Below are 26,174 nucleotides of genomic sequence, written 5' to 3'. Positions count from 1 at the left end.
GCCGGGGAGCCGTCGCGGACCCGGGGCCCACCCGGGGCCGTGACCTCCCGGCCTCCGTACCCCCGGCCTCCGTGACCTCCCGACCTCCCGTCCCCAGGGCCCGGAATTCGGCGGACGGCCCACTCCGTTGCACCATGGAGGGTCGTACGGACGAGAGGAAGCGTGGGCCGGATGGACGTCCAGGGCACGGTGGCGGCGGGCTTCGAGCCGGTCAGGGATGCGTTCCGGCGCAACTTCGAGCAGCGGGGCGAGGCGGGCGCGGCCGTCTCCGTCTACCGCGACGGCACCAAGGTCGTCGACCTGTGGGCGGGCGCCAAGAACGCCGACAGCGGCAACACCAGTAACAGCGGCACCGCCGACCCCACCCCCTGGACGGCGGACACCGCGCAGGTCGTCCGTTCCGCGACCAAGGGTGTCGCCGCCGCCGTCCCCCTGCTGCTCCACCAGCGCGGTCTGCTCGACCTGGACGCCCCGGTCGCCGCGTACTGGCCGGACTTCAAGGCGGCGGGCAAGGACCGGGTGACCGTACGGCAGATGCTCGCGCACCGCGCGGGCGTGCCGGTCCTCGACCGCCGGCTGTCCCTCGCCGAGGCGATCGACCTCGGCGCCTCCACGCGCGCGATCGCCGCGCAGGCCCCCGTCTGGGAGCCGGGCACGGCGCACGGCTACCACGCCCACACCTTCAGCTGGCTGCTGTCCGGCCTGGTCCACCAGGTCACCGGCCGCACCATCGGCCGCTGGGTCGCCGAGGAGATCGCCGACCCGCTCGGCCTGGAGCTGTGGATAGGGCTGCCCCCGGAGCAGACCCACCGGGTCGGCCGGGTCGGTGTGGCCCCGGAGACCGAACCGGCCGACAGCCCGGCGCTCAAGATCCGGCCCAAGCCGGCCGTCACCGCCGCGTACGGCGACCCCGAGTCGCTGACCCGCCGGGCCTTCGACGTCATCGAGACCCGTCCCGACGAGAACGACCCGGCGTATCTGGCCGCCGAGCTGCCCGGCTCGGCCGGCGTCGCCACGGCCCGCGCGCTGGCCCGTTTCTACGCCGCCACGCTCGGCCCGGTCGACGGCGGCGGCGCCCGTCTGCTCGACCCGGAGACCCTCGCCCTGGCGCGTACGGAGGAGTCGGCGGGCCCCGACCGGGTGCTGGTCGTCGGTACCCGCTTCGGTCTCGGCTACATGCTGCACGGCGCCGCCGCGCCGTTCCTCGGCGCCGGTTCCTTCGGCCACCCCGGCCGGGGCGGCTCGCTCGGCTTCGCCGACCCCGAGACGGGGGTCGCGTTCGGCTATGTCACCAACGGCATGCGCAAGACGGTCACGGCCGATCCGCGTGCCCAGGCTCTGGTGCGGGCGGTGCGTTCGGTGCTGTGATCGCCGCATGACACCGTCACTGATACGCGAGCGGTTCGAAGGTCACGCGGCGCTGGTCACCGGCGCCGCCCGAGGGATCGGGGCGGCCACCGCCCGCAGGCTCGCGAGCGAGGGCGCCCGGGTCCTCGTCACCGACATCGACGAGGACGGCGCCCGGCGCACCGCCGAGGACATCCCGGGCGCGCTCGCCCTGCGCTGCGACGTCGGCGACCAGGCGTCGGTGGACGCGGCGGTCGCGTACGCCGCCGAGTCCTTCGGCGGCCTGGACGTCCTCGTCAACAACGCCTTCGCGCACAACCCGGCCGACACCGAGCGCTTCGAGGACGAGCCGGAGGAGAGCTTCCGGCGGCAGTTCGAGGTGACGTTCATGGGGGCGTTCCGCTGCGCGCGGGCCGCGCTGCCGCTGCTGGAGGCGGCGGGCGGGCGCGGGGCGATCGTCACGATCGGCTCGGTCAACGCCGAGGCCGACTTCGGCAGCCACGCCTACAGCGCCGCGAAGGCGGGCCTCGGCTCCCTCACCCGTACGCTCGCGGGCGACGCGGCGTCGCGCGGGGTCCGCGTCAACACGATCAACCCGGGCACCATCGCCACCCCCGCCTGGGCCGGCCGCGAGAAGGACCTCGCGCGTCTCGGCGAGCGCGTCTACCCGCTGGGCCGGGTCGGTACGCCGGAGGACATCGCGGCGGCCGTCGCGTTCCTGGCCTCGGCCGACGCGTCCTGGATCACGGGCATCACGCTGCGCGTGGACGGCGGTCTGCTCGCCGTCCCGACCCGCTTCTCCGAGATTCTCGGCTCCGAGGACTGACCGGCAGGATCCCCGGCAGGCCGCCGGCCGACGCGTCAGGCACCGGTCGGCGCGGACGTCACGAGCCGGACGTCACAACGTGGGCGTCACGACGCGTCCGGCACGAGCCGGCCGGTGAAGCCCCCGGCCCGCAGCCGCTCGTACGCGGCGGCGACCGGGCCGGGGATCTCCTGCTCGATCATGAAACCGCGCGCGGGATAGACCATGAGGCGCTGGACCGCGCCGACGAGCATGTCGAGGACGAGCCGGGGATCCCCGATCGAGTCGGTGTACGCGTCGAAGGCCAGGGGCGACGAGGCGCTGACCACCTCGACCCCGGGCCAGAGCCGGCGGGCCGTGGCGTAGGCCCGGCGTTCCTCGTACGGCTTGCTCACCAGCAGGACCGACGACACCTCGATGCCCCGCTCGGCGAGCAGCGCGCGCGAGAAGCGGATGTTCTCGCCGGTGTTCCGCGCCCGGGGCTCCACCAGCACCGCCGCCGCGGGCACGCCCAGCTCCAGCGCCCGCTCCCGGTAGTGCTCGGCCTCGCCGCGCGGCATCCGCTCCGCCGTGGTGCGGCTGGTGGCGCCGGTGAAGACGACGAGCGGCAGCAGACCGCGCCGGTACAGCCCGGCGGTCACCTCCGCCACCCCCAGGTCGTGGCTGCCGAGCCCGATGCCGACCGAGCAGGGCCGGGGCGTGTGCCCCATGCGCTGGAAGTCCCACAGCAGTCGCGCGTCGGCCCGGTCCTGTGCGGAGATCACCGCGTCGCCTCCTTGCCCTTGCCCTTGCCCTTGCCGGTGTCCGAGTCCACCACAGTGCCAGTGCCAGGCCCGGGGTGCCCGCGCCGGAAGGGAGACGGGGCGGCCTCATCACATCGGCCGCATCACTCCCGACAAGCGGTTCGGGTGAATCGGGTGGGCCGGGCGGGGGCGGCCGGGCGGGTCATGGTGCGGGGGCGTGGGCATGGGGAAGGTACGCCAGGGCATGACAGTGACCAAGACGGGCAGGTGTAGTACGTGAGCGCGGTCGAAGTGCCGGAGCACAGCGGGGCCGAGAGCCCGGTCCAGCCGGTTCAGCCTGCTGGACCGCCCGAACCGGAGTTCCCCGGGACCTGGGACGTCGTGGTGCCCGGAGTCGGCGAGGTGACCTGGAAGGGCTTCTACGAGGGCCCGTCCCGGCTGGACACGGACGAGATCGACGGCATCTGCCGTGCGCTTCTCGGCATCGGCCCCGAGGAGGTGCCGGCCGCCACCGGGCGCGAGCTGCGGCCGTACGTGTCGGACGGCTCGCCGGTCCGTTCCCTCGTACTGCACTCCGCGACCCCGATGCTGAACTCGCTGGAGGCCGATCTCGACGACACCGCCAACGGGCGGGTCGCCGACGACGTCGCCACCTATGTCGAGACCCGGGCGGTCAGCCTCGCCGGGCCCGGCGACCTGGTCGTGGGCCGGACCCGGCCGTGGCGGGAGGCCGCCCGGCTCGCCGCCGCGACGGACGGGGTCGAGGCCGTGGAGGTCCCCGGGATCGAGTACTACTACCTGTCGCACGCGCTGCTGCGGCTCGCGGCCACCGAGGGCGAACGGGCCCCGGCTCTCGCGCGGCTGATCGATGCCGTACGGAAGCGGCCGGAGACCCTGGTCCGGCTGTACGCCGTCGACCTGGAGATCCAGATCTTCCTGCTCTACCTCAAGCGCGCCGCCGGCGTCCCGGCCCTGCTGACCGACGCGAACAGCCACGAGGTGGGCAGCTACTGGAACACCAAGGCCCCGCTGCACCCGTCGGTCCCCGACGCGGCAGCCCTGTCCGTGGCCGGTCTCGCCCCGCACGAGATCATGCGGGCCGAGGCGGCCGTGGCGCCGCTCGGCCGCCGGCTCGGGGTCACCTGCCCGGTCGTGCCCGGATACGCCGTCGACGGGCGGACCCCGGACACCGCCACCGTCCGGGACGAACTGGTCGCGGCCGGCCGGCTGCTCGCCGAGCGGTACGGGATCGTACGGGGCTGTCTGAAACCGTCCGGCGGCGGCGCCGGCGCGCGGATCGTCGCCGGTCTCGACCTCACCGACCCCGAGACGCTCTCCCGGCAGGCGGAACGGGTGTGGCGGGCCCAGGAGACCTTCGTCCTGGAGGCCCATGTCGACTACCTCGAATCGCCGCTCGCGCCCGGGGTGTTCCTCTCGCCGTCCGGGCACGTCAGGGACGGTCATCTCGCCCCCGGACTGACCCTCCAGCTGACGAACGGCACCTCCTGGCAGGGCAACGTGTACTTCGAGGAGGAGCACGCGCGGCAGCTCGGTCTGTCCACCGCCGCGTACCGCTCCGTCCGCGATGCCCTCGCCGAACTGCGCGACGGGTTCGACGGACACGGACTGAGCCTGGTCACGGCCGGATTCGACTTCGCCGTCGGACGGCTCGGCGGCCGCTTCGGGGACGAGACCCAGGTGGTCCTCCAGGACCCCAACCTCTCCTCCCACGGCGCCGAGTACCTGCGCCTGTTCCGGGACCGGACGCTCGAACGGGGCGGGCCCGGCTGCGCCGTCACCCAGGTGGTCAACCCCGTCCTGGACCTGGCGGCCCTGCGCGCCCACGGCGAGGACCGGCCGCCCTGGTCGGAGGTCATCAGCTCGATCCCGGGCCGCTGGGGCATGCTCGCCGTCGCCGCCGACACCCCGCTGGAGGCCGGGGTACGGATGGCCGCCTGGCACGACGCCTGGACCGAGGCCGGACTGATCCGGCCCGCCCCCCGGCGCTGAGGTCTTCCGGCGCCGGGCACCGGCGCCGGACGCCGACGGTCCACGGGGAAGCGGGAAGAGGTACGCGGTACGCGGTACGCGGTACGCGGACACGGTACGCGGCGCGCGGACACACACGGATCCGCACACCGAGGTACGCCCGGGTCCGCGCACGGATCCACCCACGGATTCGTGTACGCATTCCCGCACGTGGGCGCGTGGGGGCAACCGGAAGCGGTCTTGTCCCCCCGCCTCACGCGTGACTACAGTCCCTTCCCGCACGGGCAAGACCACGAGGACTGTCGGCACTACGTTCGATGGGACGGGTCACCATGCGTTTTCTCATCATCTGCCCGGCCGCCGAGTCGCCGGAGGGCGTTCTGGGCGGACCGGTGCTCTACCGGCCGGAGCTGGGCGCGGCCGACGACGTCACCCTGGCGGACGCACTGTGCGCGGTACGCCCGAACGCCGTCGTCACCGACCGCGCGCTCGGCCCTCTGCCGCTGCGGGAATGGCGGCGGGCGATGCCGGACGACCCCGTCGTGGTCGTCCGGTGCGGCCCGGCGCGGGATCTGACCGGACGGGAGACGGCGGCGCCCGGCGTCCCCGCGATCACCGTCGCCGCCCCGCCGGTCCCCGCCGGGACCGGCGCCCCGGCCGGAGCGCCGCTGCCCGACGCGACGGGCGCCCCGATCCTCGACGCGACCGGCGCGCGGATCTCCGAGAGAACCCCCGAGGAAGCCTCCGCGGCGATCCCCGAGGCGATCCCCGAGGCGATCCCCGAGGCAAGCCCCGAGAGAACCCCTGGGGCAGTCCCCGAGGTGGCCCCCGAGGCAACCCCTCAGGGATTCCCCGAGGCAATCCCCGGCCGGTCCCCCGAGTGCGGCCCCCACGCGACTGCCGGCCCGCCGCTCCCCGGGATCACCGAAGAGACGCTGGTCAGGGCGTTGGGCGCGGCCGAGCGCTTTCTCCAGCGACAGGTCAGGAAGGCCGGACCACCGGGGCCCCCGCCCCACCCCGGCCCCTCTCCGAACCACAGCCGTTCCCATAGCCGCGCTCACAGCCGTACCCCCCTCCCCGCCCGCACCCACGCCCGCACTCCCGCGCCCGCCGGTCCGGAATCGGTTCTGCTGGTCGGCGCGGGCATCGTCAACCTGGTCACCGCGCAGCGGCTCCAGAGCGCCGGTTACGAGGTGGCGATCGTCGACGCCGGACCCGATCCGCGCGCGGGCGCGCCCTGGCAGCTGTACGGGACCTCCCGGGGCGGCGGCAACGCGCGGATGTTCACGCTCACCGAGATGGACGACTATCACGCGAAGTCCCCGTCCGACAGGGTCAGTCCGTTCGTCTTCGACCGGACCCCCGACGACTGCGGCTGGGACGTCCGCCGCCATCCGGACGAGCCGGCGGACCCCGCCGCGCGGCCCGGCGGACCCCGTCCCGACCCGGTCCGTATCGACACCCTCCGCCAGGAAGCGGCCCGTCCCGGAGCGAACCGGCCCGGCCCGACCCACGTCGAGGCCACCCCGTCCGCCACCGCCCCGTCCGCCGCCGCCCCCGCCGCGCATTCCCCCGGAGCCGCCGCCCGCGCCGACGCCGAAACGGCGTGGGTACGCGACTTCAAGAGCGTGCCCCCGTGGCTCGCCCGTACCTACAACGAGGACATCTTCGCCCTCAACCGCCGCAGCGAACGCCTGTGGCAGCGGTGGATGGAGACCCGGCCGGACCTGTTCGCGGACGTACGGCTGAGCCACGGCATCCTGCGGCTGTACGAGGACCCCGCCCATCTGGAGGAGTCCGTACGGCGGCAGGACGAGGTGGGGGCGACCCTCGCCCGCTACGGCCCCGACGAGGTCCGCGAACGGTTCCCCGCGCTCGCCGGGGCGGTGCCGGACGCGTACGCGGGCGGCATCATGGTCCGCGGGTTCACCGTGACCGTGCACGACTTCATGTCGGCCCTGTTGACCTCGCTCGAAGCGGGCGGCGCGCGGCTGCACTTCGGCCGCCGGGCCGACCGGATCCTGCGCACCCGGCACGGTGAGGTCAGCGGGGTGCTCACCCCGTACGGGGTGCACCGGGCCACCCACTACGTGGTGTCCCCGGGGGTCACGGGCGGAACGCTGACCCGGGACGCGGGCGCGCTCGGGCAGGTCCAGGGGGTGCTCGGCTGCTGGGCCTCGCTGCCCGACCTCGCCCCGGGGCTCGCGCACTCGCTGAAGGTGGGCCGGCGCGGCCATCTCACCGAGGACGCCAATGTCACCCTCGGCCGCGACGAGACCGGCGACCGGGTGCTCATCGTCGGCTCCGGCTACGGCTGGACGGGCGGCGACCCGGACAACATCGACGCACGGCATCTGGACCTGGTGCAGGCCGCGCTCGCCGACACCGCGCGCCGGCTGTTCCCGGCGGCGTACGAGGCGGCGGGCGGCGAGGAGGGCCTGATGAAGTCCCGTAAACACTGTGTACGGCCGTGGACCGCGTCGAACCTGGGCCTGTTCGACCTCGCCCCCGCCGAGGACGGGGTGCTGGTCCTGACGGGCGGGCACAACACCGGCGGGTTCGCCCAGGCGCCGGTGATCGCCGAGGCGGTGCTGAGCGCGCTGCGCGGCCGGTACCACCCGATGCACACGTTCTACCACCCGGACCGAGGCCACCGGGTGCTCGGCCCGCCGGCCCCGGACCCGCGCGAGAGGCAGGCCAGTCAGTGACGTCCACCAACGAACGACCCGGCGCGGCACCCCGGTTCGACCCCGACCGCACCCCCGACCGCACCTCCGACCGCAACTCTGACCACGACCCCGAGTTCGACCCCGATACGGACCCCGACGCGGACCCCGACCACGGCCACGAGACCGGCCCCGCCACTCTGGAATACCACCGGGCCGTCCCCGCCCCGGGCGGCGCCGGCACCCGGCTGCGGGTGGTGCTGCTCTGCTCGGACGACCCGCTCCACCGGTATCTGCGCAGCCTGCTCGCCGCCCGGCTCGACCTGGTGGCGACCCTCGTGGAGCCGGGCGGCGCGCAGCGGCGGCGGCAACTGCGCAAACGCCGCTACTACGATCTCGCGGCCCGCCGCTATCAGGAGTGGCGCAGCCGTCTCACCGGGCGTTCGAGCCGCCGGGCCCGGTTCTTCGACCGGCTCGCGGAGGGGCTGCCGGCCGTCGAGAGCCCCAGCCACACCGTCGAGTCCGTCAACGACCCGGAGGCCCGCGCGCTGGTCGCGGAGCTGGCGCCCGAACTCACCGTGGTCTGCGGCACGATGATCCTCGGCCGTCGGCTGCTCGCCTCGACCCCCGGGATCATCGTCAATCTGCACGGCGGCTGGCTGCCCGAGTACCGGGGCAACCACGGCTACTACTTCGCCTACAAGGCGGGCGACTGGGAACGCGTCGGCGCCACCCTCCACGTCGTGGACCCGGCCCTCGACACGGGTCCGGTGCTCGCCCGGGTGCGGCCCGAGACCCGGCCGCGCGACACCGACGAACGCCTCTCCGCGCGCGCCGGACAACTGGCCGCGCTCCGGCTGGTCGAACTGGCGCTGGCGTACGAGCAGGGCACGCCCCTGGCCGCCGTACCGCAGCCCGACCGGGGCACCACCTACCGGCACCGGGACCGTACGCCCGGCGCGGAGCTGCTGCTCTGGCTGCGCCGCCGGGCGGGACACCACCGGGTCCCGGTCCGGTCGGCGTTCCGCGACGGGGGCGGTGCCTGAGCCCGGGCCGTTCCCCCCGGCCCCGGGCCGTTCCCGACCCGGGGCCGGTACGCACCCTCGCGGGCGCCCCATTGCGGCCGCCCCCGTGCTCAACTCGCGTACAGCATCAGCCCGATGCCCACCACCATGAGTCCGGCGGCGGCGATGCGCGGGCCGCCGAAGCGTTCCTTGAAGAGGACCGCGCCGATGGCCGCGCCGACGATGATGGACGACTCGCGCAGCGCGGCCACCGGCGCGAGCGGGGCGCGGGTCTGGGCCCACAGGACGAGCGCGTACGCGGCGACGGACAGCAGGGCGGCCAGCAGCCCGCGTACGGCGTCGGGGCGCAGGGCTGGCCAGAGCCCGGAGCGGTGGCGCGCCAGGGCGTAGGCCGGGATGACCAGGCCCTGGACGAGCATCAGCCAGGCGATGTAGCCGAGCGGGCTGCCCGCCGCGCGCACCCCGAGGCCGTCGACGACGGTGTACGCGGCGATCGCGAGGCCCGTCGCGCCCGCCGCGATCAGTGCAGGCCAGTCGGCCCGGGCCCGCGCCCCGTCGGGCCCCGCGCCCGGGTCGCCCGGGCCGCTCTTGCCCCGGATGCCCCACAGGGCGAGCCCGGTCAGCCCCGCGCAGGCGACCGCGACGCCCGCGAGCTGGCCCGGGTCCGGGATCTCGCCGACGAACAGCGCGGCGAACAGCGTCACCACCAGCGGCGCGGTGCCGCGCGCGACCGGGTACACCTGGCCGAAGTCGCCGAGCGTGAAGCACCGCATCAACAGGGCGTAGTAGCCGATGTGCAGGGCGGCGGAGACGAGGAGGTACGGCCAGGCGCCCGCCGCCGGGAAGGGGACGAAACAGGCGGTGACCGCGCCGATCAGCGCGCCGCCGCCGGCGATCAGGGTGAACGAGAACAGTTGCTCGCGGATGCGCGCGGCGATCGCGTTCCAGCTCGCGTGCGTCACGGCGGCGGCCAGCACCGCCGCCACGACCAGCGGTGTCACGCCGTGCGCTCGCGGACGTCCACCAGGGTGCCGCCCGCGTGGGCGATCAGCGACTTCGGGTCCAGCGCGAACACGGTGTGCGGGGTGCCCGCCGCCGCCCAGACCACCGCGTGGTCGAGCAGTCCCCGGTCGGCGAGGACCCGGGTGCGGGTGCGGTGGCCGAAGGGCGGGACGCCGCCGATCGCGTACCCCGTCGTCTCCCGGACCACGGTCGCGTCCGCCCGGGTCACGGCCGTCGCGCCCAGCTCGGCCCGGACCCGCTCCACGTCGACCCGGGACGCGCCGTCCATGAGGACGAGCACCGGCTCCCCGTCGGCCGCGAAGATCAGCGACTTCACGATCTCGGAGGCGTGGCAGCCGATGGCGTCGGCGGCCTGCTGGGCGGTCCGGGTCGCGTCGGGGAAACGCCGTACCTCGACGTCGAGGCCCAGTTCCGCGAGCGCGGCGGCGAACCGGGGGTGGGCCTCGGCGGATCCGGCGGACGGGGATCCGGCGGCGGAGGAAGCGGAAGTGGCGTCGGGGGAGTCGGGTGTCGTCATGGCCGCACGCTAGCGGTACGTGCACAGGGCATGCGACGGTTTTCGACCCCGGTCCCGCCCCCTGGGACGACGAGGGGGCGGGACCGGGATCAGGGCCGGGACCGGGACCGGGGATCTCCGCTGTTTTTCTGCTCCTAGCGTGCGTTGAGGACCTGGGCTACCAGCGGACCCGCCGCGTCGCCGCCGTGCCCGCCGCTCTGGACGAAGGCTGCCGCCGCGAGGTCGTCCGCGAAGGCCGTGAACCAGGAGTCCGACGTCGCCTGCCCGTCGGCCTCGGCCGAACCGGTCTTGGCGCCCTTGTCGCCGCTGACCGAGGCCATCGTCCGGGTGCCCGTGCCGTAACCGGCCGTCGCCGTGAGCCGCATCATGTCCCGCAACTGCCGGGCCGCCGACGGCGACAGCGGCCGCTGGGCGGTGGCGAAGGGGCGCCCGTCGACCGAACTCGGCACCAGATACGGCTGCTTGAAGACGCCGGCCTTCGCGGTGGCGGTGATGGAGGCGATGTTCAGCGGGTTCATCTGGACGGTGCCCTGGCCGATGTACTGCTCGGCGGCGCCGCCGCCGGTCGCCTCGGGGATCGAGCCGTCGAAGGAGCCGATGCCGGTCTTCCACTCCAGGCCGATGCCGAAGACCTCCTTGGCCTCCCGCCCCAGCGCGAAGTCGTCGCCGTCGATCGCCTTCACGTCGTCGATCTTCTTGATGAAGGCGGTGTTGCAGGAGCGCGCGAAGCTCTCCTTGAAGGGCGCGTTGCTCAGTGAGAAACGGTTGAGGTTCGGGATGGTCCGGCCGTAGTACATGGCCTCGCTCGGACACTCCGCCGCCTGGTCCGCGCTCACCAGGCCCTTCTCCAGGAGCAGCGCCGCCGTCACGATCTTCAGCGTGGAGCCGGGCATCTTGCGGCCCATGAAGGCCGCGTTGAACTCCGTCGCCGGGTTGTTGGCGACGGCCCGTACCGCACCGGTCGACGGCTTGATCGCCACCACCGACGCCTCGGGGTAGCGCTGTACCTCGCGCTCGGCCGCCGCCTGCACATCGGCGTCGATGGTCGTCTGGAGCCTGCCCTCCTTGCCCTTGGAGAGCGTGAGCAGCGTGGTGTCCGGCACGTTCGGGTCGCCCGAGTCGACGACGAGTTCGACGCCCGGCTTCCCGCCCGTCGTGGAGCCGAACCGCTCGCGCAACTGGGCGAGGACGGGCCCGAGCGACGGGTACTTCTCCGCCGTCAGCACCCGCCCCTGGTAGTCGACGGCCTGGATCGCGCCGGTCTTCGACTCGCCCGTGCGCAGGCTCGCCGAAGCCGTCGTCAGCTTCGGGTGCAGCACGGTCGGGAACCAGTCGACCAGCGCCCGCCCCGTGGTGATCCCGCGCACCACGGTGAGCTCGGAGTCGTACGTCAGATCCTTGCTGACGCCCCCGTAGGTGACGGTCGCCTTCACCGTGAACGGCACCGTCGCCCCGTCCGCCGGGCCGGGGGTGATCTTCGCGGCGGAGACCTTGGCGTTCTCCTGGAAGCCGCTCAGCGCGGGACCGGCCGCGCCCGGATTGTTCGTCAGATGGGCCGCCTGGTCGGCTTCCCCGCCGGCCCAGGCCGCGAGGAAGTCCTTCGAGACCTCGGCGACCTCCTCGCGGGTGACCGGCCCCGTCTTCTTCGGCCCCGCACCGTCCCCGGCCTCGGACGCGGTGGAGACCGTGTCGGAGCCCCCGCCCGTCATCGTGTTCCAGAGGTTGTAGCCCCCGTACCCCACCCCGCTCGCCACGACGAGGAACACCCCGCCGACGATCGAGACCTTGGCCCCACTGCGCATGACGCGCTCCCTCCCCAGGTATGGCCTTGGACACGGCCCCGGGCGCGGCCTTCAGGGCCTCGCGCGGGGCCTTCGGGCCGTCATCCGGCCGAACCGGCCGGATTCCACCCCGCCGTCACCCTACGAGCACGCTCCGACACGGCGGGGCGGGGGTGGTGATCGTTACGGGAACGCGATCGTGCCGGGCTCCGGTTTCGAGGCCCCGGAACCCCGGTTCCAAGGCCCCGGAACGGCCTCCTGAGCCCCGGCCTCCCCCTGGGCTCCGGGCCGCAGCGGCTCGGGCGCGCGGTTGCTGCCGTGGCTCAGGCGGACGTGCCGTGCGGCCGGTCCGACGCATCCGCCGCGCGGGCGGGCCTGAGCGGGAGGGTGTGCGCGTGGGCGGCGGCCGCGGTGGCGTAGTCGGCGGTCGTGGCCGGGCCCGCCTTGCGGAACCGGCCGACCAGGAGGGCCAGGGCGATCCCGAACGCGCAGAACAGGGCGAGGCCGATGGACGACCGGGAGAAGCCGGCGGCGAGGGCGTCCGCCGTGGCCGACGGGCCGGAGTGGTGGCGGGTGTAGACCGCGCTGAAGAGGGCGGCGGTGACGGCGGTCAGGACCGCCGAGCCGATGTAGCGGCCCATGTTGGAGATCCCGGAGGCGGCGCCGACCTGGTCCTTCGTCACGCAGGCGGTGGCGACCGAGGAGGCGGGGCCGTTGGCGAGCCCCAGTCCGACGGCGAGGACGACCAGGGGGACGACGAAGGTGGCGTACCCCCAGGACGCGTCGGTGAAGGCGAAGACGGAGAACGCGGCCGTCGCGATCCCGAACCCGCCGGCGATGACCGTCCGGGCGCCGAGCCGGTCGACGAACCGGGTGATCAGGGGTGCGGTCACCACGATGCCCACCGCGGCGGGGAGCGTCGCCACGCCCGCCTTCAGCGGGCTCATGCCCAGCCCGTCGGGGTTCTGGAAGTACAGGCTGCAGATGTACATGATCGCGTTGAGGCAGCCGGCCACCACCAGGATGGCGACGCTCGAACCGACCAGGATCCGGTTACGGAGCAGCGCCAGGTCGATCAGCGGGGCGCGGACGCGTTTCTCGACGAACGCGAAACCGGCGAGGGCCACGGCCGAGACGACGAGGCACACCAGGGTCGGGGCGCTGAGCCAGCCCCAGTTCGCGCCCTCGGTCACCGCGAAGACGAACGGGACGAGGACGGCGGCGATCAGCGCCGTGCCCGCGAGGTCGACGGAGCGGGGCCGCGCGGGGTCGCGGGACTCCGGGACCGTACGGAGGGTCAGCGGGACGCAGGCGGCGGCGATGACCGCGTCGATCCAGAACAGGCCCTGCCAGCCGGTGACGTCGACCAGCACACCGCCGAGCAGCGGCCCGGCGGCGGCCCCGGCGGCCGAGGCCGCGCCCCACAGGGACACCGCCCGCAGCTGCGCGTCGCCCGAGGCGGCCGCCGACAGCAGGCTGAGCCCGCAGGCCAGGATCGTCGAGCCGGCCGCGCCCTGGATCGCCCGGCCCGCGATCACCATCGCGCCGCTGCCGCTCAGGGCGATCAGTACGCACGAGGCCACGAACAGCAGCAGACCGCCGAGGAAGACCCGGCGGCGGCCGAAGATGTCGCCGAGGGCGCCCGAGGTGACGATCACGGCCGCGCCGACCAGCGCGTAGCCGGTCACGGCCCACTGGAGGGTGGCCAGGGACGCGCCGGTGTCCTCGCTGATGGCGGGCAGCAGGATGCTGACGGCGGAGGTGTTCGCGTTCACGACGAACGTGGAGACGCAGGTCGCCGCCAGCACCCCGGCCGCTGCGGGCGCGTCCGCCGGGGCGCCCGTGCGGGAGCCGGCGGGGGAGCCGGTGCCGCCGCCCGCGCTCACGGGGTCGCCCCGGGACGGCAGTGCGGGTGGGTGTGGGTCAGCGGGTGGGTGTGCGTCATGAGAACCGGTTCCCCGTGCGGTCGTAGGGTCCGTCGCCGACGCGAGCACCCTAGAACCGGGGCCGGGATCCGGGCGGTAGCCGCTCCGCCCGGCGGCCGGTGTTCACCCGCGTGTCGCGCTCAGGACGGGCCGGGTGCCACCGTCGTCGGCCATCACCGGCCACCATCACCGGCCACCATCGACGGCGACAGAAGCCGACAGAAGTCGACCGAAGTCGACTCCCAACGACCGGCAATGACAGACAACGATCGGCAGCGGCCACCGACGTGAAAGAGGGCACGGCCGAACGGCCGCGCCCTCTTTCGTTTTTCGCCTTCCGCCCCGCTAGACCCAGGTGTCGAGCCACATCCGGTGCCGCCACGCGTCCAGCGGAATCGGCGTCCCGGTATACAGCGGCCAGAAATAGATGAAATTCCAGACGATGAGCAGAACGAGTACGCCCGCGCCCACCACACCGAAAGTCCGGCGCCTTTCCGAGGAACCCGGCGGACCCACGATCGCACCGATCATCATCGCCACCGCGAGACACAGGAACGGCACGAACAGCACCGCGTAGAAAAGGAAAATGGTGCGTTCCTGATAAAGGAACCAGGGCAGCCAGCCGGCCGCGATGCCGCAGGCGATGGCGCCCGCGCGCCAGTCGCGGCGGAAGACCCAGCGCCACAGCACGTACAGGATCGCGAAGCAGGCCGCCCACCACAAGAGCGGTGTACCGAGGGCCAGTACCTCCTGCGCGCACTTCTCGCCCGCGTCGGCGGGGCAGCCGTTGACGCCGGGGGCGGGGGACTCGTAGAAGTACGAGACGGGACGGCCGAGGACGATCCAGCTCCACGGGTTGGACTGGTACGTGTGCGGCTCGTGCAGGCCCACGTGGAACGCGTAGACCTCGGTCTCGTAGTGCCACAGGCTGCGCAGCCACTCCGGCAGCCAGCCCCACGTGCCCCCGCCGCCGGTGGTCAGGTCCTGCTGCTTGGCCCAGTGCCGGAAGTAGCCGTTGTCGGTGGCCAGCCAGCCGGTCCAGGACGCCACATAGGTGGCGATCGCGACCGGCACCACCGACACGAACGCCGGGACGAGATCGCGCCGGGCGACCGTCGCGTACGGGCGGACCGCGCCGGCCGTCCGGCGCGCGCCCACGTCCCACACCACCGTCATCAGGCCGAACGCGACCATGACGTACAGGCCGTTCCACTTGGTGCCGGCGGCCAGGCCGAGCAGCACACCGGCGGCGAGCCGCCACGGCCGCCAGCCGAGGTTCAGCGTCCGGGCCACCGTGTCGTCGGGCCGCAGCAGACCGTCCTCGCCGGCCGGCAGCGCCCCGGCGAGCCGGGCGCGGGCCCGGTCCCGGTCGATCACCAGCGCGCCGAAGGCGGCGAGCACGAAGAACATCAGCACCAGGTCGAGCAGCGCGGTGCGGCTCATCACGAAGTGCAGGCCGTCCACCGCGAGCAGCAGACCCGCCAGACAGCCGAGGAAGGTGGAGCGGAACAGGCGGCGGCCGATCCGGCACAGCATCAGCACGGACAGGGTGCCGAGCAGTGCCACCATGAAGCGCCAGCCGAAGGGCTCGAAGCCGAACAGCTTCTCGCCGAGGCCGATCACCCACTTCCCGACGGGCGGGTGGACCACGTACCCGGGGTCGGTCGGCACGAGCACCGAGCCGGGGTCGGTGAGGATCGTCTTGTCGATGTCCTTCGGCCAGGCGCCCTCGTAGCCCTGGTTGATCAGGGCCCAGGAGTCCTTGGCGTAGTACGTCTCGTCGAATATCACCGCGTGCGGCTTGCCCAGGTTCCAGAACCGCAGCACGCCGGCGACCAGCGCCACGAGCAGCGGCCCGCCCCAGGCGGACAGCCGCACGATCCGCTCGGCGCCGGCCGGGGAGACCCCGATCGTCTCCCACAGGCGGGGCGAGGGGCGGGTGTACGGCGGGACGAGGCGTTCCCGCAGGCCGAGGGCGAGCGGGCCGGTCGCGGGCGGCCGGTAGCCGAAGCGCCGCAGCCGGTGTGCCCACGAAGAGGGCTCGGCCACGGTCGGTGCCATGGGGTGCGGACCCTCCGGGGCCTCGGGCGCGGTACTGGTCATCGCGCCATCGTAGGGAACGCGCCTCGGCCAGGTCGCCTGTCCGGACGAGCCGGATCCAGCGTGGGGCCGTCCGGTGCGGCTTGGCGAGGCCGTCCGATGCGGCTTGGCGGCGGCGCGCGGGCCGGGCCGGCGGCGGCTCCCGGACCGGCCCGTGAAGCGCCCGGACCGCGCCCGGACCGGCCCGGCCGCCGCCCGGACTGGGAGGAACGGGGCCCGGGCTGGGAGGATGGCCCGTGTGACTGGAACGCTCGTACTCGCAGGGACCCCCATCGGCGACATCGCGGACGCCCCGCCCCGTCTCGCCACCGAGCTGGCGCGCGCGGACATCGTGGCCGCCGAGGACACCCGCAGGCTGCGCGGCCTGACCCGGGCGCTCGGCGTGCACACCGAGGGCCGTGTCGTGTCGTACTTCGAGGGCAACGAGTCGGCTCGTACGCCCGAACTCGTCGAGGCGCTGGCCGGCGGGGCCCGGGTGCTCCTCGTCACGGACGCCGGGATGCCGTCCGTGTCCGACCCCGGCTACCGCCTGGTCGCGGCCGCCGTCGAGCAGGACATCAAGGTCACCGCCGTCCCCGGCCCGTCCGCCGTGCTCACGGCGCTCGCGCTGTCCGGGCTGCCCGTGGACCGTTTCTGCTTCGAGGGCTTCCTGCCCCGCAAGGCGGGCGAGCGGCTGTCCCGACTCCGTGAGGTCGCCGCCGAGCGCCGCACCCTCGTCTACTTCGAGGCCCCGCACCGCCTCGACGACACCCTCGACGCGATGGCCGAGGTCTTCGGCGCCGACCGGCGGGCGGCCGTCTGCCGTGAGCTGACCAAGACGTACGAGGAGGTCAAGCGCGGCCCGCTGGGCGAGCTGGCCGTCTGGGCGAAGGACGGCGTACGGGGCGAGATCACCGTCGTCGTCGAGGGCGCCCCGGAAGCCGCCCCGGCCGAGCTGGACGCCGACGAGCTGGTGCGCCGGGTGCGGGTGCGCGAGGAGGCGGGCGAGCGCCGCAAGGAGGCCATCGCGGCGGTGGCCGCCGAGGCGGGCCTGCCCAAGCGCGAGGTCTTCGACGCCGTCGTCGCCGCGAAGAACGCCGACGCGAAGAGTGGCGCGGGGAAGAGCGGCGCCGGGAAGAACACCGACGCGTAGAACGCCCCGCCACGGGAGGCGACCACGGGAGGCGACCGCGGCTGACCGTCCGCTACCGGCCCCGAGGACGGTAAAGGGCTAACCTGAAAAGCAAAGCGGTACCCCGGCGGATAGGCCGGGCGAGGGGCCTTTTGGCAAGGAAACGCCAAAGCGCGTCCATGGTTGTTCCGGCGCTGATGCGTTCCGACTCGAAAAGGCGTCCACTGGATCAGTGGAGAGGAGCTGGAATGAGTGAGATCACCGGCACCGGAACGCCCGTCGCCCACGAGGCATACGCCTTCGCCTGCATGCGATGTGGTTACGGATGGGAGCAGGCGTACGTCATCGAGCACCACGTCGACGCCCGCGGACACGCGTATGTCGTCTACAAGGCCGACGGAGAGCGGGTTCCTTCCCCGCTTTCGAAGCCGACCTGCATGAACTGCGGAAGCCACGTCGTGCGCATCATGCGCTCGGGGCAGGTGTCCTCGGTCCTCGACCTGATGGCCCCGCGTGAGCGCCACCACCGCGGCGCGCACGCCACCCGCCCGGTGGGTCCGGCCGGCCCCATCGGACAGGAACTGACCGAGGACGACACGGACACCACGGCGGGCGCCGACCGCCCGCCGGTGCCGCACCACTGGCACCTGTCCGACCTGCTCCACCCCTTCCGGTCCCGCCGGTAACCCCCCTCGTTCCGGCCCGCCACCTCCCTCGCCCCTCTCTCCCCGTTCGAGCGGGAGGGGCGTGGGGCGGTGCGTGCGGGAACGAGCGGGATCGGGGGACAGGGGGTCGGGGGTACGTCCTCACTTACGATCACCCCATGACCGCCAAGGACGCCCCGCCTCCCCTGCCCGAGCCCCTTCTCGTCCCCGTCGCGGACTCGCACACCCACCTCGACATGCAGTCCGGCACCGTCGAGGAGGCCCTGACCAAGGCCGCCGCCGTCGGCGTCACGACCGTCGTCCAGGTCGGCTGCGACATCAAGGGCTCGCAGTGGGCCGCCGAGACCGCCGCCGCGTACGAGAACGTGTACGCCGCCGTCGCCCTGCACCCCAACGAGGCCCCCCGGATCGTCCTGGGAGACCCGGACGGATGGTCGCGTCAGGGGGCCCGCGAGGCGGGCGGCGACGCCGCCCTGGACGACGCGCTCACGGAGATCGAGCGGCTGGCCGCTCTCCCGTACGTGCGGGCCGTCGGCGAGACCGGACTCGACTACTTCCGTACGGGCCCCGAGGGCATGGCCGCGCAGGAGCGTTCCTTCCGCGCCCACATCGAGATCGCGAAGCGGCAGGGCAAGGCGCTGGTCATCCACGACCGCGAGGCCCACGCCGACGTGCTGCGCGTCCTCGACGAGGAGGGCGCGCCCGAGCGGACCGTCTTCCACTGCTACTCCGGCGACGCCGAGATGGCGGAGATCTGCGCGGCGAAGGGCTACTACATGTCGTTCGCCGGCAACGTCACCTTCAAGAACGCCCAGCCGCTGCGCGACGCCCTCGCCGTCGCCCCGCTGGACCGCGTCCTCGTCGAGACCGACGCCCCCTTCCTGACCCCCGCGCCCTACCGGGGCCGCCCGAACGCCCCGTACCTGATCCCGGTGACCGTCCGGGCGATGGCGGCGGTGCGCGGGATCGCGGAGGAGGAGCTGGCGGAGGCGCTCGCGGTGAACACGGCGCGCGCGTTCGACTACTGACGGGTCCGGCGGTGATGCCGCCGGGCGCTCACCGGGCCCCGGTGACGCCGGCTCACATCACCACCGCATAACGATCGCGTGGAGTAGCCGCGCCGTCATCGAGCGCGACCGGCCCCGGGGCTAGGGTCCCGGCCTCGTGAGCACTCGATCCGGCGCGGGCACCGGCCGCCGCCGCAAGGCGCCCCCGCCCGCCGCCGACGGACTGCGCCGGGCCGTCCCCCAGGCCCTCGTCGTCGCCTGCCTCGCCGGCGGCACCAGCGCCTTCGTCGCCCACGACAAGACCGTGCATCTCTCCGTCGACGGCGTCCCGCGCACCCTGCACACCTTCGCCGGCGACATCGGCGAACTCCTCGCCGAACAGGGCCTCAGTGCCGGCGCGCACGACATCGTCGCCCCCGCGCCCGGCGCCGCCCTCTTTGACGGCGACGAGGTCGCCGTCCGCTACGGCCGCCCCGTCGCCCTCACCCTCGACGGGCAGCGCCGCCAGGTGTGGACCACCGCCCCTACCGTCGACGGCGCCCTGCGCCAGCTCGGCGTCCGCGCCGAAGGCGCCTACCTGTCCGTGTCCCGCTCCGCGCCCATCTCCCGCCGCGGCCTCGCGCTCGACGTCCGCACCGAGCGCACCGTCACCTTCCTCGCGGACGGCCGCGAGCGGACCATCCGCACCAACGCGGCCACCGTCCGCGAAGCCGTCGACGAAGCCGGCATCGTCCTCACCGGCCACGACACCACCTCCGTACCGCCCGGCTCCTTCCCCCGCGACGGCCAGACCGTCAGCGTCCTGCGGATCACCGGCCGCGAGGAGATCCGCGAGGAACCCGTGCCGTTCGCCGTCGAACGGACCCGCGACCCCGCGCTCTTCGCCGGGACCGAAGTCGTCGAACGCCAGGGCGTGCCGGGCGTACGCCGGGTCACGTACGCCGTGCGCACCGTCAACGGCGTCCGGGAGAAACCCCGCCCCACCGGCGAGGAGACCGTCCGCGAACCCGTCACCGAACGGATCCGCGTCGGCACCCGCCCGCTGCCCGGCTCCGTCGCCGGAGCGGACGGGCTGAACTGGGGCGCGCTCGCCGCGTGCGAGTCGGGAGGGCGGGCCGACGCGGTGGATCCGTCCGGGACGTACGGGGGGCTGTACCAGTTCGACGCGGGGACGTGGCGGGCGCTCGGGGGGTCGGGGGTGGCGCAGAACGCGCCGGCGGCGGAGCAGACGTACCGGGCGAAGCGGTTGTACGTGAGCAGGGGGGCGGCGCCGTGGCCGCATTGCGGGTCGCGGCTGTTCGGGTAGGCGCGGGGCGCTGCGCGCTGCGGTGGGGGTGGGCGTCGCGTGGTGCGGGTGGGCGTGGCGTGGCGTGGTGGTGCGGGGCGCGTTCGGGGTTGCGGGGTGGCGCGCGTGGGTTGTGGTGGGTGCGCGTGGGCCGGTCCGGGGGTCGCGTTCTGCACTGCATGATTTACGGCGCGGAGCCCTTGCTTGTGCGTGAAGCGCCCTTCTTCCGCGCCACAAATCACGCTTTACGTTTCGAACACGACCCCCTTCCCGGCCCCCGCTCCCGTCCGCGTCGTGGCGCACCACCCCGCACCCCGTCCGCTTGAGTGGGGTGGGAGGTGGTCCGCCTCCGGCTGTGGGGGAGGGGTGGGTGGGGGTGGACGTGGTGGGTTCCGTTCGCTGGAGGGAGAGGGGTGGGGGGAGGGGTGGGGAGAGAGAAAGAGGGGGAGGAAAGAAGGGCGATCTCGGGGGTCCTGCCCGTCCTCGTGGGCTCCGCGCCGCGGGTCCGTGCCGACAGGCCCTACGCTGTACCGGTGAGCACCACCACCGGCCCCGACAGCCCCGACGCCCTCCTCGGCCCCGCCGACATCCGTGAGCTGGCCGCCGCCCTCGGCGTCCGGCCCACGAAGCAGAAGGGCCAGAACTTCGTCATCGACGCCAACACCGTGCGGCGGATCGTCCGCACGGCAGAGGTGCGGCCCGACGACGTGGTGGTGGAGGTGGGCCCCGGGCTCGGCTCCCTCACCCTCGCGCTGCTGGAGGCCGCGGACCGGGTGACGGCCGTCGAGATCGACGACATCCTCGCCGCCGCGCTGCCCGCCACGATCGCGGCGCGCATGCCGGAGCGCAAGGACCGTTTCGCGCTGGTCCACTCCGACGCGATGCTGGTCCGCGAGCTGCCCGGGCCCGCGCCGACCGCGCTCGTGGCCAACCTGCCGTACAACGTCGCCGTGCCGGTCCTGCTGCACATGCTGGACCGGTTCCCGACCATCGAGCGCACCCTCGTCATGGTCCAGGCCGAGGTCGCCGACCGGCTGGCCGCGAAGCCCGGCAACAAGGTGTACGGCGTGCCGTCGGTGAAGGCCAACTGGTACGCGGAGGTCAAGCGGGCCGGTTCCATCGGCCGTAACGTCTTCTGGCCCGCGCCCAACGTCGACTCGGGTCTGGTCTCCCTGGTGCGGCGCACCGAGCCGGTCGCCACCACCGCCTCGAAGCGCGAGGTCTTCGCCGTCGTCGACGCCGCGTTCGCGCAGCGCCGCAAGACGCTCCGGGCCGCGCTCGCGACCTGGGCGGGATCGCCCGCCGCCGCCGAGGAGGCCCTGGTCGCGGCCGGGATCTCGCCGCAGGCGCGGGGCGAGGCGCTGACGGTCGAGGAGTTCGCCCGGATCGCCGAGAACAAGCCCGCGCAGGAGATGCGGGAGAAGGAAGCCACGGCATGAGCGGCGGCGTCACCGTACGGGTCCCGGCCAAGGTCAATGTCCAGCTCGCGGTCGGCGCCGCGCGCCCCGACGGGTTCCACGACCTCGCCAATGTCTTTCTCGCCGTCTCCCTGTACGACGAGGTGACGGCGACGCCCGCCGACACGCTGACGGTCACCTGTACCGGCCCCGACGCCGACAAGGTGCCGCTGGACCGTACGAACCTGGCCGCGCGGGCCGCCGAGCTGCTCGCCGCCCGCCACGGGATCTCCCCCGACGTACGGCTGCACATCGCGAAGGACATCCCGGTCGCCGGCGGCATGGCCGGCGGCAGCGCCGACGGCGCGGGCGCGCTGCTCGCGTGTGACGCCCTGTGGGGTCTGTCCACGCCGCGCGCCGAGCTGCTGGAGATCTGCGCGGAGCTGGGCAGTGACGTGCCGTTCAGTCTGGTCGGCGGCGCGGCGCTCGGCGTCGGGCGGGGCGAGCGGCTGACGGAACTTCCGGTCGGCGGCGACTTCCACTGGGTGTTCGCGGTCGCCGACGGCGGTCTGTCCACCCCGGCGGTGTACGGCGAGTTCGACCGCCTCACCGAGGGCGTCGACGTGCCGGAGCCGGCCGCCTCGGCGGTCCTGCTCGACGCGCTGCGCACCGGCGACACCGCCGCGCTCGCGGGCGCTCTCGCCAACGACCTCCAGCCCGCCGCCCTGTCGCTGCGCCCCTCGCTCGCCGCGACCCTCGCGGCCGGCACCGAGGCGGGCGCCCTGGCGTCGCTGGTGTCCGGTTCGGGGCCGACCACCGCGTTCCTGGTGAAGGACGCGGACGCCGCCGCCGTGGTCGCCGACGCGCTGATCGCCTCGGGCACCTGCCGTACGGCACGGGTGGCGACCTCCCCGGCCACCGGAGCCACCGTCCTCTAGAACTCACTGATGGTCGGGCGGGGGCTTCCGGGCCCCTTCCCGGCAGTCGGGGGTACGGGCCCCTGGCCCCCCGGCCCCCGACCCCGGCGTCGAGGTCACGGTCCGTCGGATGCCTCCTCCGCTCCCTCCGGCGGTCGGGTCACGCCCCCTCAGAAACTCCCCGCCACCCTGCCCCGCGGATGAGCGTTACGGCACTCGGCTCCAATGCGGCAGTCTTTGGGGGTACGTGGCACTTTGTCAGGTAGTCACATTTATGTCGTGACTGTCTGATGCGGTGTATGAGGAAAAGACGACCCCCTTCCGCGCCCGGCCGGCCCACGCCGCCCGGGCGCGCCTCCCGCTTCGCCGCGTTGGCCCTGGCCCTCGTGGTCGGCGCGGGAGCGCCCCTCGCGCTGAGCGGCACCGCTGGCGCCGAGCCGAAGCCCCAGCCGAAGCCGAGGGCGGGCGCCGAGCCCAAGCCCCAGCCGAAGCCGCGGGCCGGCGGCTCGCCGCTGCTCAACGAGACGTTCACCGGGACCGAGGCTCCGGAGTTCACCGGCGTGGGGCCCGCGTGTCTCACCGGCGCGCCGACCGCCGGCGCGCCGCCGTCCAGCGGCCACCCGCTGGGCGGGTGCATGGTCACGGCGGTGGGGCCGGTGCCGCCGAACAACGCGGCACCCGACGGCTTCCTCCGGCTGACGGACGCCAGCCACTTCCAGAGCGCGGCCGTCCTCTACAACCACGCCATCCCCGCCGGGCACGGTCTGGACGTCTCCTTCGACCAGTACCAGTACGGCAGCACGACCCCGGTCCGCCCCGCCGACGGGATCTCCTTCTTCCTGGTCGACGGCGCCGCCTCGCTGACCCACCCCGGGGCCTTCGGCGGCAGCCTCGGCTACGCCCAGCTCCGCGAGGGCAACAACCCGTCGCTTCCCATGCAGCCGGGCGTCGACCACGGCTACCTCGGCGTCGGTCTCGACGTCTACGGCAACTACTTCGGCGACGGAGAGGCGCGCGGCAACGGCTGCGCGCAGCGCTCGCCCACCTTCGAGGCGTGGCCGCCGCCGGCCCCCAACATGATCACCCTGCGTGGTCCGGGCAACGGTGGCATCGGCTACTGCTTCATGACCGCGACGACGAACAACACCACGACCACCCCGCCGTGGCCGTCGACCCTGCCGGGAGAGCTCCAGGGCCCGACGACCGAGATCCCGGCGGGCTCCACCCCCGCCGAGGCGGCGGCGATCCTGGAGGCCGACCGGCGCCGGATCAACGTGCACATCACCGCCGGGGCCAACCCGCAGCTCACGGTGTCCGTGGACTTCAACGACGGCAACGGTCCGCAGCAGGTGCTGTCCACCCCCGCGCCGCTGCCCCTCCCGCTGACGTACAAGTTCGGCTTCGCGTCCTCGACCGGCGCGAACACCGACGTCCACCTCATCCGCAACGTGGTCGTCACCAGCGCCGAGGAACTCCCCGAGCTGAACCTCGTCAAGCAGGCCAGGCTGCCGCTGCCCGGCGACCTGGGCGTGGGGTCGCAGGTGCCGTACGACTTCGTCGTCACCAACTCGGGGACGACGCCGATCAACGACCTGGTCGTCACCGACCCGAAGGTCAGCCCGGTGGTCTGTCCCACGACGGATCTCGCGGTCGGACAGACCATCACCTGTTCCGGTACGTACACCGTGACCGCCGCCGACGTGGCCGCCGGCGCCATCCTCAACACCGCCATCGCGTCGGGTACGTCGGACGGCGAACCGGTCGAGTCGCCACCCTCCTCGGAACGGGTGCCGCTCCAGCGGCCCCCCGGCATCGAGATCGAGAAGAACGTGGAGACGCCCGGGCCCTACTCGGTCGGGCAGACGGTCACCTACCGCTACACCGTCCGCAACACCGGCGGCACGGAACTGACCGGCGTCACGGTCCACGACGACAAGGTCACGGGCATCACCTGCGAGTCGACCACGCTGGCCCCCGCGGAGGAGCCGGGTGACAGCACCAGCTGCACCGGCACCTATGTGATCACCAGCGCGGACGGTACGGAAGGCTCGGTCACCAACACCGCCACGGCGACCGGCAGCTCCGACGGGACCACGATCACCTCGCCGGAGACCGAGGTGACCCTCCCCATCGGGCAGCCGCACATCACCATCGCCAAGTCGGTGACGTCGACCGGCCCGTACCAGCTGGGCTCGCGAGTCGACTACTCCTACACCGTCACCAACACCGGCACCACCAACCTGACCAATGTGCAGGTCCTGGACGACCACGTCACCTCGGTCACCTGCGCGGCGACGACGCTCGCGCCGGGTGCCTCCACCACCTGCACCGGCTCGTACACGATCACCCAGGCCGACATCGACCAGTGCCGGGAGTCCGGGGAGCCGGACTGCGTGATCACCAACGTGGCCCAGGCCGGCGGCGCCGACCCGCAGGGCGAGGAGATCGTCAGCGATCCCGACCAGGCCAGCGTCGGCATCTCCCTGCCGGAGCCGCACATCACGGTGGACAAGCGCGTGACGTCGACCGGCCCGTACCAGGTGGGGTCGGAGGTCACCTACGGCTACACCGTCACCAACACCGGCAACGTCCAGCTGACCAACGTGCAGGTCAGCGACGACAAGGCCGCCTCCATCACCTGTGAGGCGACCACGCTGGCGCCCGGCGCCTCCACCGAGTGCACCGGTACGCACACCATCACCCAGGCCGACGCCGACGCGTGCGGCACCACCCGGCCGTGCATGCTGACCAACGTGGCCCGCGCGAACGGCACGGACCCGTCGGGCGACCCGGTCGTCAGCGAGCCCGACCAGGCCAGCGTCGAGATCCTCATCGGGGAGCCGCACATCTCCCTGAACAAGCAGGTCGTCTCGGAGGGCCCGTTCCAGGTCGGATCGACGGTCGACTACATGTACACCGTCACCAACACCGGCACCGCCCCCCTGCACAACGTGCGGGTGAGCGACGACCGGGTCACCCACGTCGTCTGCGACGCGATCGACCTGGACCCCGGTGACTCCACCGTCTGCCAGGGCACGTACACGATCACCCAGGCCGACATCGACGCGTGCAAGGCGGCCGGCGCGACCACCAGTTGCGTCATCACCAACGTGGCCCGGGCGACCGGCACCGACCCGCGCGGTCAGGACGCCACGAGCGATCCCGGCGAGGCCAGCGTCACCGTTCCGATCGGTCAGGGCGCTCTCACCGTCGCCAAGCGGGTCGTCTCGCGCGGACCGTTCCACGTCGGTTCGGTGGTCGAGTACGCGTACACCGTCACCAACTCCGGCACCGCGCCGCTTGAGGACGTACGGGTGAGTGACGACCTGATCTCCGAGGTCACCTGCGAGGCGACCACGCTCGCACCGGGCGCCTCCACCACCTGCACCGGTACGTACACCGTCACCGAGGAATCCCTCGACAAGTGCGCCGACCGGGGCAAGGACGCCAAGGGTGCCAAGGAAGCCAAGGGCACCAAGGAGACCAAGGGCGACAAGGGCGGCAAGGGCGGTGGCCACGGCAAGGAGTGCGTGATCACCAACGTGGCCCGGGCGACCGGCACGGACCCGGAGGGCCACGAGATCACCAGCCCGCCGGCCGAGGCCCACATCACCGTCCTGGTGAAGAAGCCCTGCGAGTACGGCGACGACTACGGCGACTGCCACGAGTACGGCGACACCTACGGCGACGACGAGCGCAAGGCCGAGCCCAAGGGTGAGAGCCAGGGGAAGGAGAAGAGCACCGCCGGGCACTGAGACCGGTCGAGGTCGGTCGAGGTTGGTTGAGATTGGTTGAGATTGGTTGAGACCAGTTGGGACCGGTTGAGATCGATTGAAGTCGGGTTGAAGTCGGGCTGAAGCCGATTTGGCCT

At 73.5% G+C, this 26,174-nt stretch carries 18 protein-coding genes; 12 read left to right on the top strand and 6 right to left on the bottom strand.

Annotated elements, in window-relative coordinates; all coding sequences use genetic code 11:
* Positions 1-171 precede the first annotated feature (171 nt).
* Both ABZ990_RS12710 and ABZ990_RS12705 read left to right on the top strand, forming a co-directional pair.
* Positions 172-1,368, top strand: coding sequence for a serine hydrolase domain-containing protein (locus ABZ990_RS12710; RefSeq protein ID WP_361229634.1), 1,197 nt, complete (start codon positions 172-174; stop codon positions 1,366-1,368).
* Positions 1,369-1,375: 7 nt separating this feature from the next.
* Positions 1,376-2,173, top strand: a complete 798-nt coding sequence (locus ABZ990_RS12705) for an SDR family oxidoreductase (protein WP_361229632.1) — start codon at positions 1,376-1,378, stop codon at positions 2,171-2,173.
* A gap of 86 nt (positions 2,174-2,259) precedes the next feature.
* On the opposite strand, the gene ABZ990_RS12700 is transcribed toward ABZ990_RS12705, so the two are convergent.
* Positions 2,260-2,916: a YdcF family protein gene (locus ABZ990_RS12700; protein ID WP_361229629.1), complete on the bottom strand. Its 657-nt coding sequence runs from the start codon at positions 2,914-2,916 to the stop codon at positions 2,260-2,262.
* Positions 2,917-3,171: 255 nt separating this feature from the next.
* Here ABZ990_RS12700 and ABZ990_RS12695 point away from each other — a divergent pair, with 255 nt between their 5' ends.
* The 3 genes from ABZ990_RS12695 (at position 3,172) to ABZ990_RS12685 (ending at position 8,596) form a co-directional block, all read left to right on the top strand.
* Positions 3,172-4,905, top strand: coding sequence for a hypothetical protein (locus ABZ990_RS12695; protein ID WP_361229626.1), 1,734 nt, complete (start codon positions 3,172-3,174; stop codon positions 4,903-4,905).
* Between the two features lie 311 nt (positions 4,906-5,216).
* A complete protein-coding gene (locus ABZ990_RS12690) occupies positions 5,217-7,592 on the top strand; it encodes an FAD-dependent oxidoreductase (RefSeq protein ID WP_361229623.1) in 2,376 nt (791 codons plus the stop codon).
* Positions 7,589-8,596, top strand: coding sequence for a formyl transferase (locus tag ABZ990_RS12685; protein WP_361229620.1), 1,008 nt, complete (start codon positions 7,589-7,591; stop codon positions 8,594-8,596). Before ABZ990_RS12690 ends, ABZ990_RS12685 begins: the two co-directional genes overlap by 4 nt.
* Positions 8,597-8,685: 89 nt before the next feature.
* Here the strand turns inward: ABZ990_RS12685 and ABZ990_RS12680 are convergent, their stop codons facing one another.
* The 5 genes from ABZ990_RS12680 to ABZ990_RS12660 all read right to left on the bottom strand — a co-directional run bounded on the left by ABZ990_RS12680 (position 8,686) and on the right by ABZ990_RS12660 (position 15,924).
* Positions 8,686-9,576 (bottom strand): EamA family transporter, encoded by an 891-nt coding sequence (locus ABZ990_RS12680; protein ID WP_361229617.1) that lies wholly within the window; start codon positions 9,574-9,576, stop codon positions 8,686-8,688.
* On the bottom strand, positions 9,573-10,115 hold the full coding sequence (locus ABZ990_RS12675) for a YbaK/EbsC family protein (RefSeq protein ID WP_361229614.1): 543 nt from the start codon (positions 10,113-10,115) through the stop codon (positions 9,573-9,575). Before ABZ990_RS12675 ends, ABZ990_RS12680 begins: the two co-directional genes overlap by 4 nt.
* A 134-nt stretch (positions 10,116-10,249) precedes the next feature.
* Complete coding sequence (locus ABZ990_RS12670) at positions 10,250-11,917, bottom strand: penicillin-binding transpeptidase domain-containing protein (protein ID WP_361229611.1); 1,668 nt, start codon at positions 11,915-11,917, stop codon at positions 10,250-10,252.
* 302 nt (positions 11,918-12,219) lie between these two features.
* Complete coding sequence (locus tag ABZ990_RS12665) at positions 12,220-13,782, bottom strand: MFS transporter (RefSeq protein ID WP_361229608.1); 1,563 nt, start codon at positions 13,780-13,782, stop codon at positions 12,220-12,222.
* A 384-nt stretch (positions 13,783-14,166) separates the two neighbouring features.
* Positions 14,167-15,924: a phospholipid carrier-dependent glycosyltransferase gene (locus ABZ990_RS12660; protein WP_361229605.1), complete on the bottom strand. Its 1,758-nt coding sequence runs from the start codon at positions 15,922-15,924 to the stop codon at positions 14,167-14,169.
* A gap of 235 nt (positions 15,925-16,159) precedes the next feature.
* On the opposite strand from ABZ990_RS12660, the gene rsmI reads away from it, so the two are divergent.
* From rsmI to ABZ990_RS12625, 7 genes are all read left to right on the top strand, one after another.
* Entirely contained in the window at positions 16,160-17,053 is an 894-nt protein-coding gene (gene rsmI, locus ABZ990_RS12655) for a 16S rRNA (cytidine(1402)-2'-O)-methyltransferase (RefSeq protein ID WP_361229602.1), read from the top strand.
* 227 nt (positions 17,054-17,280) lie between these two features.
* Positions 17,281-17,718 carry a hypothetical protein gene (locus tag ABZ990_RS12650; RefSeq protein WP_361229600.1) on the top strand — a complete coding sequence of 146 codons (438 nt, stop codon included), beginning with the start codon at positions 17,281-17,283 and terminating at the stop codon, positions 17,716-17,718.
* A 137-nt stretch (positions 17,719-17,855) separates the two neighbouring features.
* Positions 17,856-18,725, top strand: coding sequence for a TatD family hydrolase (locus ABZ990_RS12645; protein WP_361229597.1), 870 nt, complete (start codon positions 17,856-17,858; stop codon positions 18,723-18,725).
* Positions 18,726-18,861: 136 nt separating this feature from the next.
* Positions 18,862-20,010 carry a ubiquitin-like domain-containing protein gene (locus ABZ990_RS12640; protein ID WP_361229594.1) on the top strand — a complete coding sequence of 383 codons (1,149 nt, stop codon included), beginning with the start codon at positions 18,862-18,864 and terminating at the stop codon, positions 20,008-20,010.
* A gap of 512 nt (positions 20,011-20,522) precedes the next feature.
* Positions 20,523-21,428 carry a 16S rRNA (adenine(1518)-N(6)/adenine(1519)-N(6))-dimethyltransferase RsmA gene (gene rsmA / locus ABZ990_RS12635; RefSeq protein WP_361229591.1) on the top strand — a complete coding sequence of 302 codons (906 nt, stop codon included), beginning with the start codon at positions 20,523-20,525 and terminating at the stop codon, positions 21,426-21,428.
* Entirely contained in the window at positions 21,425-22,324 is a 900-nt protein-coding gene (locus ABZ990_RS12630; RefSeq protein ID WP_361229588.1) for a 4-(cytidine 5'-diphospho)-2-C-methyl-D-erythritol kinase, read from the top strand. The genes rsmA and ABZ990_RS12630 overlap by 4 nt, the downstream gene beginning before the upstream one ends.
* A 278-nt stretch (positions 22,325-22,602) precedes the next feature.
* Positions 22,603-26,058 (top strand): hypothetical protein, encoded by a 3,456-nt coding sequence (locus tag ABZ990_RS12625; protein WP_361229585.1) that lies wholly within the window; start codon positions 22,603-22,605, stop codon positions 26,056-26,058.
* Positions 26,059-26,174 lie beyond the last annotated feature (116 nt).

The organism is Streptomyces sp. NPDC046203 (assembly GCF_040646255.1).
Classification (GTDB): domain Bacteria; phylum Actinomycetota; class Actinomycetes; order Streptomycetales; family Streptomycetaceae; genus Streptomyces.
Note: the sequence above shows the minus strand (reverse complement) of the source record. Positions and strands in the feature narration are given on the sequence as shown.

Coding starts and splice junctions, on each gene's coding strand:
- ABZ990_RS12710 (WP_361229634.1), top strand. CDS start 172: ATGGACGTCCAGGGCACGGTGGCGGCGGGCTTCGAGCCGGTCAGGGAT.
- ABZ990_RS12705 (WP_361229632.1), top strand. CDS start 1,376: ATGACACCGTCACTGATACGCGAGCGGTTCGAAGGTCACGCGGCGCTG.
- ABZ990_RS12690 (WP_361229623.1), top strand. CDS start 5,217: ATGCGTTTTCTCATCATCTGCCCGGCCGCCGAGTCGCCGGAGGGCGTT.
- ABZ990_RS12675 (WP_361229614.1), bottom strand. CDS start 10,115: ATGACGACACCCGACTCCCCCGACGCCACTTCCGCTTCCTCCGCCGCC.
- ABZ990_RS12670 (WP_361229611.1), bottom strand. CDS start 11,917: ATGCGCAGTGGGGCCAAGGTCTCGATCGTCGGCGGGGTGTTCCTCGTC.
- ABZ990_RS12660 (WP_361229605.1), bottom strand. CDS start 15,924: ATGACCAGTACCGCGCCCGAGGCCCCGGAGGGTCCGCACCCCATGGCA.
- ABZ990_RS12650 (WP_361229600.1), top strand. CDS start 17,281: ATGAGTGAGATCACCGGCACCGGAACGCCCGTCGCCCACGAGGCATAC.
- ABZ990_RS12645 (WP_361229597.1), top strand. CDS start 17,856: ATGACCGCCAAGGACGCCCCGCCTCCCCTGCCCGAGCCCCTTCTCGTC.
- ABZ990_RS12630 (WP_361229588.1), top strand. CDS start 21,425: ATGAGCGGCGGCGTCACCGTACGGGTCCCGGCCAAGGTCAATGTCCAG.
- ABZ990_RS12625 (WP_361229585.1), top strand. CDS start 22,603: ATGAGGAAAAGACGACCCCCTTCCGCGCCCGGCCGGCCCACGCCGCCC.